Origin of the sequence: Ningiella ruwaisensis (assembly GCF_004798935.1) — a bacterium.
GTDB lineage: Bacteria > Pseudomonadota > Gammaproteobacteria > Enterobacterales > Alteromonadaceae > Glaciecola > Glaciecola ruwaisensis.
The window spans coordinates 122,324-136,553 of record NZ_RAHT01000001.1 but is presented as its reverse complement, the minus strand read 5'-3'; the positions used below and the strand labels follow the sequence as shown (position 1 = coordinate 136,553).

The window sequence follows — 14,230 nt, the reverse complement described above, 5'->3', positions numbered from 1 at the left end:
TAGTGCGAGTTGCCACATTGCCAGTTAGTTACACACTGACATTTCGCAGGCACCGCTAATTCTCAATATCAATCACGTCGGGTTTTTCATAGCGTTCCAAGCGAACTAGCACACCAAAAGCAGGGTGATCGAAGTAATGTATTTGTTTACTGATAATGCGGCGCCGTTGCTTAAAAGGATATTGTTGAAGTGACATTTCACCATCTGCTTCGATGTTGACGCGATAGTGTTTAAACTCGCTATCAATATGTAAGTACGGAACGCGGCTTACATATTCCAAATACACTTTAAACAGGCCTTCAAGCTCAAAATGTTCAAAGTTCTCTTCGTTTTCGTTACTTGCTTTTTCACTTTCGTTTTGTTCATCCCACTCGATTGGTTTAGGTGTGCGAAGCGACGCTTGTAGCGAGTTTAATATTTCAGAAATTGATGGCGCGTTTTCGTCTTCGGCATCAGCGTTAGCGGCCTTAAGGATGCTTTTTGAGCTGACCCTACCTGCCAATTCTGGCCTTTGCTGAGCGGGAGTTGATTTTAAACGCTCACCTGCAAGGATTTTGTAGTAACTTGCCTTATCCTCACCAAAAACAACCGGCTGTCTCCAGGCGGTGTAAATTAGTGGCTGAATGTCTCGTTGGGAGAATAAGCGTTTGGCATAATCGCTTAGGTATTTTGCTTCGCTTTGTAATATAGCGTGGTTGCCAAATTGATAAGCTTTGCTCGCAAAAAAACTTTCGGGCACGCGCTCAAATGGCTCGTATACCAGAGGCGTTAATTGCGGGTCCAAACACTTAAGGTGTAGCTTTTCTGGTATGTAAATTGTTTGGATATCAAAAGATGTATTATATGCAGATAAAAACCAATGCACATCTGCACTCATACTTGCGGCATTGGTGCTGACCTCAAACAAATCTGCCGTTCTATTATCAGCATAGAGTACGGCATTTTCTATTGGTAAAATAAACTCACCGAACTCTGCCGCATCTTCAAGAAACTGATTTATTCTGCGCAAGGGGCGTGGCGTAATTTCTTTATCAAGCAGCGCAGACATGCTATCTACCTTAAGGGTAAACTGAGGCATAAATTTTATGGCGGGTATTGGATTAAAGTACCCGTCATGGATTTTGTTTGCATTGTCGCTTTCGTTGCTGTCACTGATGTCACATGAGGCTAAGCTGGCCTGAAGGCGAAAATAGGGATTATAAGCCTTAAGCAACGGAATACTGAATAGGTCAAAGGGAAGGGCTGGTGTAAAATTAAAGTCAGCTTCTGAAAAATCCTCGGGCTGATTAGGCAAAATTTCGCGTTTAAACGCGATTAATTCAATGTCAAACCACCATTCACTGTCAACCGGAACAGCGTGCTTGCCAGACTGGGCAAACACCAAAGAGGAACTTGTTAAACCAAGGCTCAATGCTGTGAGAAGCAAACTGGCGAGCAAAACAGCGCGCTTGGCAATGTGTCCTATGGGGCGTTTAATTGTAGGGCTACACTTAGCCATGGCATTCCTTTAGCAATCGTTCTAACAATGAGTGTACCAATTCTATTCGCTCCTTGTTAGCAGAAGTTTTCTTCAATACTTTCAAGCGCTGAGGACCATCAAATTTATATTCATTGGGTTTGGTTTGGATCAGCTGTATCAAAAAGCCAGGGTCAACTTTTGTATTTGCTTCGAACTCAAGTAAACCGCCAAGTTCCGTAAATTCAATCTTATTGATACCAATCTGATTGGCAATCAGCTTCAAGCTCGCCAAAGTCACCAAATTTTTGGTTGCCTCAGGTAACAGCCCGAAGCGGTCAATAAGCTCGATTTGATATTCATCAATATCGTCTTGCGTTTTGCAGCTGGCCAGCTTTTTATATAGCGATAAACGCACATTCACATCGCCAATGTAATCTTCAGGGATAAGTGCAGGTAGTCGCAATTCAATTTCGGTTTGCTTACCCAAGGTGTCGCTCAAACTGGGCTCTTTGCCCTCTTTCAAAGCTTCAACCGCTTGCTCTAGCATGTCCATGTAAAGACTAAAGCCAACCGCATTTATCTGACCGGATTGATCATCACCGAGTAATTCACCAGCACCTCTAATTTCCAAATCGTGTGTAGCAAGCGCAAATCCGGCACCTAAATCTTCAAGCGAGGCAATGGCGTCAAGGCGCTTTTGCGAGTCTTTTGTCATTCTTTTGGGATGAGGCGTAAGCAAGTAGGCGTAGGCTTGATGATGAGAGCGACCAACTCGGCCTCGTAATTGATGTAACTGGGCTAACCCTAAATGGTCCGCTCGGTCCATAATAATGGTATTTGCTGTGGCTACGTCTATGCCGGTTTCAATAATGGTGGAGCAAACGAGTACATTGTATCGCTGGTGATAAAAATCGTTCATCACATTTTCTAGCTCTCGCTCACGCATTTGTCCATGTCCAATAGCAATGCGAGCTTCGGGCACAATTTCTTCAATTTCCCTTGCTGTTTTTTCTATGGTTTTAACTTCATTATGTAAAAAATAAACCTGACCACCGCGCAGTATCTCGCGCATGATGGCTTCTCGAATAACATCATTGTGCCGACGCTGAACAAAGGTTTTGACCGCCAAACGCTTGGCCGGGGCGGTTGCGATTATCGATAAGTCCCGCATGCCGCTGAGCGCCATATTCAGCGTCCTTGGGATTGGCGTGGCAGTGAGCGTGAGAATATCAACATCGGCTCTAAGGGCTTTAAACTTTTCTTTTTGCCTTACGCCAAAGCGATGTTCTTCATCAATAATGACTAGCCCCAAGTCTTTGAACTGTATATCTTTTTGCAGTAACTTGTGTGTGCCAACCACAATATCCGCCTGACCATTTGTAATGCGCTCTGCGGTTAAGCGCTGGTCTTTGGCGCTTACAAAACGAGACATAACCTCAATGGTAAAAGGAAACTGCGAGAAGCGGTTTTTAAAATTCTCATAATGCTGCTGAGCGAGCAGGGTGGTGGGAACCAATATTGCCACTTGCTTACCATGCGCAGCAGCAATGTATGCGGCGCGCATCGCCACTTCGGTTTTACCAAATCCAACATCGCCACACACCAGCCTGTCCATCGCATTTGGCGAGCCCATATCCTGTAACACTGCATTGATGGCACGCTCTTGGTCTTCCGTTTCTTTGTATGGAAAGCTGTCTGCAAAACTTTGGTACTCTTGCCAGTCAATCGGATAGGCAAAGCCTGGTTGAGCTGCACGTTTTGCATAAATATCAAGTAATTGCGCAGCAACGTCACGAACTTTTTCTGCGGCTTTTTTCTTTGCCTTTGACCAGGTGTCGTTGCCTAAGTGGTGCAAAGGTGCGTTTTCCGCTTCGCCTCCACTGTAGCGTGATATTAAATGCAGTGATGATACGGGTACATAAAGCTTTGCCTGTTTGGCATATTCGATGGTGAGATATTCAGTACTGACACCACCTGCATCTAGCGTTTGCATTCCGATAAAACGGCCAACACCATGCTCTAGGTGAACCACCGGGGAGCCCTCTGAAAGCTCAGCAAGATTGCGAATAATCGCGCTTTCATCGACCGAATTTGAGCGCTTGCTTTGCTTGCGCCGAGAAACTTTATGCCCAAGCAACTGCTTCTCTGTAACAAGTAGCAAGGGCGACGATTTATCCAGACAAATAAAACTATCTTCAACACCGCCTATGGTAAGAGCGACTTCAGGCATGTTGTGCTTTTGATCATCAGCGCCAATAAAATGGGCCTGAAATTCTGGCCGAATTTTCGCTTTTGCCAATATATCCAAAAGCGCTTCTTTATGACCGGTCGATTCTGCCACAAAGACAACCGGCATTTTGGCTTGCTTCGCTTTTTTGACCTCTGCCTGAATGGCCTGATAGGGGTTGGTTGCCGTCATATCAATGCCAATATTGCTTAGCGGCTCACATTTAAAGTTTTCAAAGCCTTTGCTTGGGCTGCCGGTTTTACTGGTGATTTGCATGCTCGGCCATAATTTCAGCGTAGCAAGCATGTCTTGTGTGCTTTGGTATAAACGCTCAGGCGCAAGAAGCGGTCGTGCCAGATTAAACTGATATTGTTCGTGGCGATTATGCAAATCACGCCAGAATTTATCCGAGGCGTCTTTTAAATGCTCATCAAAAACAAATACGCTGTTTTCATGCAGGTAATCGAAAATGGTAGCGGTACTTTTAAAAAACAAGGGTAGGTAGTACTCGACACCACCTGGCATGGTGCCGCGGCTCACCTGATAAAACACCGACTCCTGATCGGCATTGTTAGCGTTTGCAAAAGTATCTAAATATTGCGTTCTGAAAAGAGAAATGGCGTCTTTGTCAGTAGGGAATTCGCGGGCAGGTAAGAGGCGTATATCGTCAATTGTTTCACCGCTTCGTTGAGATGTCGTATCGAAATAGCGAATGGTATCAATTTCATCGTCAAATAAATCGATGCGAAAGGGCTGATCGCTTCCCATTGGAAATAAGTCAATTATGCTGCCACGCACTGAAAATTCGCTGTGAGACATGACTTGTGAAACGTGCAAATAACCGGCTTTTTCCAGCGTACGTTTAAATTCAGTCGCATCAAGCTGTTGTCCTTTAGACAAATACAACAAATGCTGGCCAACATATTCCACGGGTGCCTGGCGCTGCAAAAAGGTGTTAATAGGGATGAGAAATATGCCAGGTGACTTTTTGCTTAGTAAATAGAGCGTTTCTAAACGTTTGGACACTATGTCCTGATGTGGTGAAAAGGCATCGTAAGGCAGTGTTTCCCAATCCGGAAATAAATGCACATCCAAATTGGCATGTGCCTTGTGCTTTGATTTTGCAAAAAAATGGATTTCTTTTTCCAGTTGCATGGCATGCGCGGTGTCGTGTGTAACAACAACGAGAGGGCCATCATGTTTGGCCGCGGCATTGACCAGAGCAAGGCTCTTGCTTGCGCCGCTTAGATTACACCACTTTATATGATCAACGAGTTTGCTATCTGTGTTTTGTTTATTCGCATTGATTACAGCCAGGCGTGGATCAAATAAGGACATGTATTAGTCAATTCTCTTGGATAAATAATTGGGGCGCATTGTACATGCAAATGCGGGGATACTGAATTTAGTCGTCGCTTTTTGCCTGTTTTTTACGCAGTTGAGCGGTTTGCAAATGCAAGCTTGCGCGAACCAGCAGTTCCTGGTCATCTTCGCGTATCAGCACAAAGGCATAACTGACTTCAAACGCAGCCTCAGATTCATCGTCACCGCCTTCGATCGTTTGACAATCGACAACTTGACCGATGGCATAGACTGCCGCGGCTTCGCTCTCAACAAATACTTTGATTGTGGCGTAATCACCAAGAGCGACTGAAGAAGGTTGTATAACCACTACACCGCCACCGCCAAATTTCGTCGCCGTAAATCGACACGCAGGATCATCTTGCTGCTGCAAAATATAGGACATCATGAGATCCATTTTCTGCGCCTGAAGCTGAAGATAATCCACAAGTTCATCAAACTTTTCGCCCATGCTGCGAAAAGGCCGCAAAGCGCGAGATTCTACTTCTGCCATTTGAGAAGCGATGCGAAAAGCGTATGGCATGGCTTGCTCAAACGCTTGCAAAGACTGCTTAGCGTCTGCTTCCGTTGCTGCTTCGATATTTACTTTTACAGGATGCTTGATGAGATAAAAAGCGTTAAATTGCTCAAGCTGTTCGGATAAATTGTCCGCTGTCATATGGCGTCTTCTTATAGTTTAGCGTTAACTTAGCTGTTCATATGCTTGCATTTGATAGTAAACTTACCGCAAATCAAGGAGTTTTGCATTATTTATGTCCGTTTCCCGTTTCATCGCATGGCGCTATTCCCAGTCGGCCGCTAATCGAAGCTTTGTTGCCTTTATCAATCGCTTTTCAGTGGTTGGTATTGCCTTGGGCATTGCATCGTTAATCATAGTGTTGTCAGTAATGAATGGACTTGAGGGGCAACTAAAGGCGCGTATTCTTGGTATTTTGCCACACATTGTCATTGAGCATTCAACCGACGTAGAAAAAGCGACAGCTTCATTTGATTTGAACATTGGCTTTCCTGACGATATCGCCTCAAAAGTTATTGCACAAGTACCTTACTCGGAGCGTGAAGTATTAGTTCAGTCCCGCAGTGAGCTCAAAGGGCTGCTAATGCAAGGTGTTGAACCGGCGCTATCTCAGCCGTTTAGCATTATCGCAGCAAATATGGTGCAGGGGTCTTATCTCTCTTTAGAAAAAGGAAGCTACAACGTTATTATCAGCCAAATACTGGCTGGACAATTAAACGTAAGAGTCGGGCAAAGGTTACGCGTAATTAGTACAGAAGCAAGTTCTTATACGCCTCTTGGAAGAGTGCCAAGTCAGCGCCTTGTTACGGTAAGTGGCTTATTTGCCGTAAATTCGGAAATGGATGATAAAGTGTTACTGATGCATATTGACGATGCAGCAACGCTTTTACGCAAAAAAACCAGCGACATTGCTGATAATCGTCTTTATCTGCAGGATGCCTTTGCCTTCGCCCCGGTCTCGCAATATTTAAGCGAACAAAATTTGAAGCATCGAACATGGCGAGAGCGCCAGGGGCCACTCTTTGATGCGGTAAAAATGGAAAAAAATATGATGGCGCTTATGCTGATGTTGGTCATTGCCGTGGCTGCTTTCAACGTCATTTCAGCGCTTGTAATGGTGGTTGCCGAAAAGCGCAGCGATATTGCGATTTTGCAAACTCAGGGCTTATTACAAAAAGATATTATGCGGATTTTTTTACTCAATGGTGTTTTTAATGGCCTGAAAGGCGGTGTTGGGGGGATTCTACTTGGATTGCTCTGTGCCTGGCAGCTAAACAACGCACTGCGTCTTTTCGATACCGGTTTAGCCTTTGGAGAAAACGGGCAAGGGCTGCCAGTTGATATTCAGTGGCAGCAAATAATAGTTATAGGTATTAGCACAATCACGCTTTGTGCACTTGTTTCTATTTATCCTGCTTTGAAGGCGTCTCGCATTCGGCCTGCAAATAGCCTGAGAAGTGAATAAAGGGTATACTTTACTGGCTGTTACGACATTTATTTTTAACAAGACTGATTAAGTAGATAACGTGAATAAACTATATATAAGTTCCGCAGACTTACTGCAAGACTCCTTCAGAGTAGCCGCGAAGGCTTACAAAGATGGCTTTCGTCCCGACTTTATCGTAGGTATTTGGCGAGGCGGTGCACCCATTGGCATTGCGGTGCAAGAATTCTTTGAATATAAAAATGCGCCAACTGATCATATTGCAGTTAGAACGTCTTCGTACTATGGAATTAATCAGCAGTCAAAAGAAATCAAAGTGCATGGCCTGCATTATTTAATTGAAAACGCCAATGCGAACGACAAATTACTTATTGTGGATGACGTGTTTGACTCTGGCAGAAGTGTAGAGGCGCTTATCAATCAGGTGCATACGCTTATGCGATTAAATACGCCAAAAGATATTCGCATCGCCACTCCCTGGTATAAACCAAGTAATAATAAAACTTCCCTCATTCCTGATTACTACGTGCATGAGAGCAGCGATTGGTTGGTATTCCCGCATGAACTTTCCGGACTTACGCCAGAAGAGATCAGGCAAGGGAAAACCGAGTTAGCTGATATTTTTGACGTATTGCTTGATTAGGCAAACCAATGACGGGTGCGGTTAGCAAACCAGACTAAGGATAACATAACGGGTACTTCTACCAACACGCCCACTACTGTGGCCAAGGCCGCACCCGAGTGCAGACCAAACAACGAAATTGCCACTGCAACCGCCAATTCAAAAAAGTTTGATGTACCAATCATACATGCAGGCGCGGCGACATTGTGCGGCAATTTCATTTGCTTTGCTGCAAAATAGGCAATGGCAAAAATTCCGTAAGTTTGAATAAGGAGCGGAATTGCAATGAGCACAATGGCCTGTGGTTTGCTTATGATAGTCTCAGACTGAAAGCCAAACAAAAGCACAACTGTTGCAAGTAAACCAAGAATTGACCAGGGTTTTAATACCGCCAAAAAACGGTTCAGACGCGCGTTCCCGCCTTTATTTTCCAGTGCCTTTCGAGTTAGCGCTCCTGCTACAAGCGGAATTAAAACGTACAAAACCACAGACAGTAATAGCGTATCCCAGGGAACGGTAATATCGCTCACACCCAATAAAAGACCGGCAATAGGCGCAAACGCGAATATCATAATGACATCGTTTATCGAGACTTGAACCAAGGTGTAATTTGCATCCCCTCTAGTTAGTTGTGACCAAACAAACACCATCGCGGTACAGGGGGCAACGCCCAATAAAATCATCCCGGCGATATACTCATTTGCCGTTTGTGGGTCGACCCATCCGGCAAAAAATACTTTGAAAAACAACCACCCAAGTAATGCCATAGTAAAAGGCTTGATAAGCCAGTTAATGACCAAGGTCAGAGCAAGCCCTTTAGGCTTTTTACCTACATCTTTTATGGCTGCAAAATCAATTTGTACCATCATTGGATAAATCATTAACCAAATCAGCACAGCAATAACAAGATTAACGTGTGCATATTCTATAGCTGCGATACTGGAAAAAACGCCTGGTACTGCACTGCCTAAGGTAATACCAATTAAAATTGCGATACCCACCCATACTGAGAGATAGCGTTCAAATAAGCCCATTTATTGACTCCAAATAGTGTTAACAGAAATGTGAAAGTGTCTACTTTGCACCCAAGCGGTTTAATTCACTTTTAAGCTCACTTGGGGTGAGAGATTTCCCTGCCAACTCTCGCAGGTTTTTTACACGCTCGGTAATTTGAGCTATACAGGCTCTAAAGCTATTTGCTATGGTGTCCTCGTCTCCCTCTACTTTTGACGGGTCGCTTAAACCCCAATGCAGTTTTAAAGAGCTTCCCATCCACAAAGGGCACGCTTCACCCGCAGCTGAATCACAGACGGTGATCACTAAGTCGGGTTCAAAGTCGTCGAAGTCTTCCCATGATTGACTTTGCAGTTCTTGAGTTGGAATGCCTGCTTCTTGCAAGTATTTTAATGAGAGAGGATGCACCTCTCCTGATGGCTGAGAGCCAGCGCTTTTTGCAATAATTCGGTCACCGGCTAGATGGTTTGTTATGGCTTCTGATAAAATGCTACGACAGCGATTATGGGTACACACATATAATACTTTCATTTTGTTCTCTTAGGTGTTGTGTTAAAAATGGCATAACAAGTGCAGGTGTATATTTGACTAGTCTTTGATTAGCCGCATGCTGACGATACATTATCTAAACTAAGCTTGCTCAGCGCCTCTTTAATGTAAGCGAGATTATGTTTTCGTGTTTGTGAAATAAGTTGTTTTGCCCAGTCTGCCAATTCAGGATGGAGCTGATAATAAACCCACTTTCCTCGTCGCTCATCTAGTAAAATATTGCACTTTCTGAGCTCTGCTAAATGTCGTGATACCTTAGGCTGTTCGAGCTCGAGGGCCTGCATGAGGTCGCATACGCATACTTCGCCTACTTCATCTATGATGAGAACTGATTTGAGTCGAGTATCGTCAGATAAACATTTAAACAAACTGAGTGGTTTCATACTGGCATCTCATTTTTCATATATATGAAATATCATATATGTGAAATTTCATATGTCAATGTCCATTGGTTGATAATATAAATTTAAGAAGAGAAATCATGTTTGTAAGGGAATGGGCAGATATCGCTCTTTTGGGCTTAAATGTTGTTGTTTGCTATTTTGACTATTTGCATCTCAGAGAATCGTTATTGTTACGACAAAGAATCGTCATCGTTAACTACGAAGAATCGTCATCGTTAACTACAAAGAATCGTCATCGTGGCGAAGGCCACGACCTCCATGAAACACAACAAATTTAAAACTTTAGCAAAAAATGTAACCTGGATAAGTTGGTTTACTTCCCATCGATATAAAACTTATCTTCAAAGGTGTAAACCAGGTCGGGTTTATAAACAATCAGGCAAGTCATGGTCATGCCGTTGAAAAACGCTTCTGGGAAAAGCATTAAGATGGTCATTTGGGCGTAGTTATATTCAATGACATCCCAGGTGAAAAATCCATCCACCCAGTAATAGGCACTTAAACTTAACATTTTTACAATCATCGTGAGGGCGCCCGGAAAAAAGGCGCACAGGAATATATACACAAAAACATTACGGGGTACGCGATGAAAGGTCAGCATGAAAACCGCGTAGGTCAAAAATATTGGAAGAAGTACGCCTAATAAGCCATTAACGCCAAACATCGCAATTGGATCTTGACCAATTGCTGTACTGGCTATTAATACAATGGTGGCTGCGATTACTGCCCATCGAAATCCAAGAACTAGCGTCAAGGATGTAAGCCAGAGAAAGTGCATAACCAAGCCATCGTAAATACTGACTCTAAATAACCAAAGCACGAATACACAGGTGATTGCGCCAAAAAGTTTATGTTGAAAGGGTTTATCTTCAAGTACTTGTTTGAAATCTGTTTTTAAACAGACATATACAACAATTACGATAAAAGCGATGAGGCTGCTTACTTGCAGAAAGGTCAAATCAAAGGCCCTTGAAAACGTTCGTCAAATTGAAAGCAAGTTTAAATAGCGTATTCATGTTCACAAGAATCTGAGTAGAACCTGTGAAAAGAACAGCTGAATCTTATTTTTGCACAATTTGTAGCTTTATAATTGCCTAAGAGTTTAACAAATTGTTTGATAAATGGGGCAGCATTGCAATTATTTGTTTTGATAAGCGTAAAAAAGTGTTCACTCTGCTCAATAAAGCTGCGTTTGACTCAATTCATTAAGGATAAAGCCGCTGAGCTCTTTTTTGATAAAACAACTTTTTAAGTCGCAGAATTTATCAAAATGCTACAATATCGCCGTTGCAAAATAGAGCGTTTTTTATGACATCACCATTTAGACAGGATTTTCCTTTTTTTGATCTCCACACTTTTATTGATCCTCCCATGGGCGGGCATGATTCCTTCAATGACCAAAGCAGCCAAAATACAGCATGTATCTACCTTGATAGCGCGGCGACTTCGCAAAAATTAAGAAGCAGCATAGCCCTGCAGCAGAACTTTCAGGCGCATGAAAATGCCAGTGTTCATCGAAGTGCATACCCCTTGGCAAATCAAGCCACCGGAAAATTTGAGACTGCACGGGCGTCTATCGCCGGGCTAATAAACGCAAATCCAAATGAACTCGTGCTAACAAGTGGCGCAACAGAAAGTATCAATCTTATTGCTCAAGGCATTGACCAAGCTTTTTTGCATTTATTAAAAGGCCCTGAGCATATCGCCAAACAAAATAAATCGAATGAGTCTGCCCCGCGTAAAATTCTCATTTGTGAAAGTGAGCATCATGCAAATATTTTGCCTTGGCAAGCGCTGGCAAAGCGATTGAATATGGAAATTGAGGTTTTGAGGCTTGAAACAGAAGGCACTGACTGTCAACAAACTTCATTATTTACCAAAGACACCTTAAACAGGTGGCTATCACAAATTAATAAGGATACTGCGATAGTCGCCATTGCGCATGTCTCAAACGTACTCGGTTTGATTTATCCAATAGAGCGAATATGCCAACAGGCAAAGGCGGTAGGCGCATTAAGCGTCATTGATGGCACACAAGCGCTTACGCATATGCCGGTCGATGTAAAAGCCTTAAATTGTGATTTTTATGTGTTTAGTGCACACAAAATGTATGGACCAAATGGAGTAGGTGCTTTTTATGGGCGCTCTGAACTGCTGGCTTCTCTAAATCCGAGCAAGCTAGGGGGGGAAATGGTCAAACAAGTCTCCTTTAAAGATTTTCACGCTGCGCCTGCACCTCTTAAGTTTGAAGCAGGCACGCAGAATGTTGCCGGAGTCCTTGCGTTTGCTGAAAGCTGCCAATACTTGCAGGAAAACATGCAAGCCATTCGCGAACATGAAAAATCCCTTTTTGCTTATTTAAAACGCAAACTGAAGTCTTTTAAACGCATTAAAATATTAGGCGAACCTGAAATTGGACTTGTGAGTTTTATTTTGCTTCCTGAACATTCATCACAGCAATCATCACAGCAATCATTGCAGGCAGAAACGAAATGTCTCATTCAGGATAATTACAGCCTGGCAAGCGCTTTATATGAGCACAATATAGCACTGCGTTTTGGACAGCATTGCGCCATGCCTTTGCTTGCGTCAATGGGTATTGATGCTTGTTTAAGGGTATCGCTCGCCTGTTATAATTCGATGGAAGATATCGACACCTTTATCACGGCACTTAATAAGGTCTTAGCCATCCCTGAAAAGGGTGCTGATGTCTCGCTTACTGAGCAAGGCAAAGCAAGGCATGGCAAAAACAGTCATAGCAAAGACATTGCACAAAATGAATTTCATTTGGATTGGGAGCAAGCCTTTCTAGAGGCAAAAGACTGGGCATCAAAACATCGGCTTTTGCTTCTCTTTAGCAAAAACTTGAATGAATTACCGGAAGGGGCGCGACGCACAGAAAATGAAGTTTCAGGTTGTGAAGCGAAGGTATGGCTTACAAAGTCGCTCGACTCTGATGAATTACAGGCCTATGCCAGCACAAAAGTGGTGCGAGGCATATTGGCCGTACTATTAAACAAACACGCCCAGCTTATGTTTCATCGCGTTTCATCTGATCACAACGATGATAACACGTTTAGGCCTGACACTTTTGATTATGAAGGTTATTTACGTCAATTGGGACTAAGCGCTTATTTCAGTCAGGGCCGAAAAGATGGTGTCACGCAACTGATCGCAAAAATACGATCTTTAAGTGAGAGTCAATAAGCAGATAACCTTCATGCGCTAGCTTGCAGGAAACTACGCCTTATTCTGATTTTTTGCGTTGATCCATTGGCTCATATACTGATGAGCCGCCAGCGTTTGATGGCACGTCATGTTTTGCATAAAGTCACTTACTCGTCGTTCAGCGTTATTCAAGCAAGCTTCTGTTAAGGCCTTAATTAAGCTTTGCTGGTTGACAGTAAAATCGAAATTCCGTTGAATGATGTCTTTAAAAAGCGCCTGATTGGATTTAATTTCGATGGCATCTTCATACACCCTTACTGCTTGCTTGACAAACTCGGCCTCTGAATCTGCGATTGCACCGGGCCAGTGAGAAAAGCGTATACCTTCCACTGCCATTGAAGTTACCACGCTCGGAAGACTTGCAAAGCAAGCATCGCGAAGTTTTCCCTTTACGCCCGCGCCAAATACGATAGGCGCTAGCATTACCTTTGCATTTGCAAATAAAGCCTCATGATCTTCAACGTATCCATGCATGAATATCCCGTGTTTGATATCTTCTAATGCTTTTATTTTTGGTGGCAGATAGGCGCCATAAATATGCAGCGCAACGTTAGGAAGCTTAGCGCGAATTTTTGGCCAGATTTTTTGCACCAGTATTCTTACCGCCTCGATGTTAGGCGCATGTTTGAAATTGCCAATACTGATAAAATCTTGCTGATTATTATAGGTCTCGCTTTTTTTCAATGCATCAGTAGTTAACTTGTCTGCATTCAAGTTATCCATATCCATGTTATCTATATCCAAACCGGCAAAACTTGCTCCAATAAATGGCACGAGTGCTAATTTTCTTTCATCTACATTAAAACGCGTAGTCAGGATATTATATTCATCAATTGACAGCGTAAGATTTAGGTCGCATCGAAGTATGCTGGCAAGCTCTCTGGCACACAGATCACTATTAAGTAGTTGCTGATTGGCTTTTTCGAATATGGTAGAGGGCTTAGGGAAATAATTTGCCGAATAACCTGTCTGTTTATAGTATTGATGTCGCGCCTGTCGCAGAAAATGCAGGTCTTCTAAATCTAATACCCGTAATGCATTAGGGGCATGTTTCATGACTCGCCAAGCAAATTGCTCTTCGCTTAGAAAACGGTCAAAAATCACAATTGTCGGCTGTAAGTGCTTTATAAATTCGTCAAAGCTGTCACAGTTTAGCCTAATCGAGTGACATTGAATCCTCAATAAAATATCACGTTGAGACTGTTCTAATTGGAAGCGTTCGCTCTGCTGGGCAGCGCTTGCAAAATGTAATTCATGTCCAGCATCTTCGAGCACTCGCATGATACTGACAATATTCTGGCTTGCAGCTGTTGAACGAAGTTCTGGCCAAACAAAGCCTACAACGAGGATGCGGAATTTAGTTGCATCTTGCTCACCGCTTTTGCTACTTTGGGACGTACTCAC

Annotated in this window: 12 protein-coding genes; 4 read left to right on the top strand and 8 right to left on the bottom strand. The window is 43.2% G+C overall.

Features of this window, described 5'->3' with window-relative positions; genetic code table 11:
* Positions 1-55: 55 nt before the first annotated feature.
* The 3 genes from D6V41_RS00565 to D6V41_RS00555 form a co-directional block, all read right to left on the bottom strand.
* Complete coding sequence (locus D6V41_RS00565) at positions 56-1,498, bottom strand: CsiV family protein (protein ID WP_136249550.1); 1,443 nt, start codon at positions 1,496-1,498, stop codon at positions 56-58.
* Positions 1,491-5,024, bottom strand: a complete 3,534-nt coding sequence (mfd, locus tag D6V41_RS00560; RefSeq protein WP_136249549.1) for a transcription-repair coupling factor — start codon at positions 5,022-5,024, stop codon at positions 1,491-1,493. Before mfd ends, D6V41_RS00565 begins: the two co-directional genes overlap by 8 nt.
* Before the next feature lie 67 nt (positions 5,025-5,091).
* Positions 5,092-5,706 carry a PilZ domain-containing protein gene (locus tag D6V41_RS00555; protein ID WP_136249548.1) on the bottom strand — a complete coding sequence of 205 codons (615 nt, stop codon included), beginning with the start codon at positions 5,704-5,706 and terminating at the stop codon, positions 5,092-5,094.
* A 94-nt stretch (positions 5,707-5,800) separates the two neighbouring features.
* Here D6V41_RS00555 and D6V41_RS00550 point away from each other — a divergent pair, with 94 nt between their 5' ends.
* Both D6V41_RS00550 and D6V41_RS00545 read left to right on the top strand, forming a co-directional pair.
* The gene (locus D6V41_RS00550; protein WP_136249547.1) at positions 5,801-7,030 is read left to right on the top strand and encodes a lipoprotein-releasing ABC transporter permease subunit; all 1,230 of its coding nucleotides are present in this window, start codon (positions 5,801-5,803) and stop codon (positions 7,028-7,030) included.
* Positions 7,031-7,091: 61 nt separating this feature from the next.
* Positions 7,092-7,652, top strand: a complete 561-nt coding sequence (locus D6V41_RS00545) for a phosphoribosyltransferase (RefSeq protein ID WP_136249546.1) — start codon at positions 7,092-7,094, stop codon at positions 7,650-7,652.
* On the opposite strand, the gene arsB is transcribed toward D6V41_RS00545, so the two are convergent.
* The 3 genes from arsB to D6V41_RS00530 all read right to left on the bottom strand — a co-directional run bounded on the left by arsB (position 7,649) and on the right by D6V41_RS00530 (position 9,577).
* Positions 7,649-8,665 (bottom strand): ACR3 family arsenite efflux transporter, encoded by a 1,017-nt coding sequence (arsB, locus tag D6V41_RS00540; protein ID WP_136249545.1) that lies wholly within the window; start codon positions 8,663-8,665, stop codon positions 7,649-7,651. The two genes, D6V41_RS00545 and arsB, sit on opposite strands and share 4 nt — an antisense overlap.
* 40 nt (positions 8,666-8,705) lie before the next feature.
* Entirely contained in the window at positions 8,706-9,176 is a 471-nt protein-coding gene (locus D6V41_RS00535) for an arsenate reductase ArsC (RefSeq protein WP_136249544.1), read from the bottom strand.
* A gap of 68 nt (positions 9,177-9,244) precedes the next feature.
* The gene (locus D6V41_RS00530) at positions 9,245-9,577 is read right to left on the bottom strand and encodes a metalloregulator ArsR/SmtB family transcription factor (RefSeq protein WP_136249543.1); all 333 of its coding nucleotides are present in this window, start codon (positions 9,575-9,577) and stop codon (positions 9,245-9,247) included.
* A gap of 98 nt (positions 9,578-9,675) precedes the next feature.
* On the opposite strand from D6V41_RS00530, the gene D6V41_RS00525 reads away from it, so the two are divergent.
* Entirely contained in the window at positions 9,676-9,876 is a 201-nt protein-coding gene (locus D6V41_RS00525) for a hypothetical protein (protein ID WP_136249542.1), read from the top strand.
* 35 nt (positions 9,877-9,911) lie between these two features.
* Here D6V41_RS00525 and D6V41_RS00520 read toward each other — a convergent pair whose 3' ends face one another.
* On the bottom strand, positions 9,912-10,556 hold the full coding sequence (locus D6V41_RS00520) for an energy-coupling factor ABC transporter permease (protein WP_136249541.1): 645 nt from the start codon (positions 10,554-10,556) through the stop codon (positions 9,912-9,914).
* A gap of 350 nt (positions 10,557-10,906) precedes the next feature.
* Here D6V41_RS00520 and D6V41_RS00515 point away from each other — a divergent pair, with 350 nt between their 5' ends.
* Entirely contained in the window at positions 10,907-12,805 is a 1,899-nt protein-coding gene (locus tag D6V41_RS00515) for an aminotransferase class V-fold PLP-dependent enzyme (RefSeq protein ID WP_136249540.1), read from the top strand.
* A gap of 33 nt (positions 12,806-12,838) precedes the next feature.
* Here D6V41_RS00515 and D6V41_RS00510 read toward each other — a convergent pair whose 3' ends face one another.
* Positions 12,839-14,230 carry a glycosyltransferase gene (locus tag D6V41_RS00510; protein WP_168710918.1) on the bottom strand — a complete coding sequence of 464 codons (1,392 nt, stop codon included), beginning with the start codon at positions 14,228-14,230 and terminating at the stop codon, positions 12,839-12,841.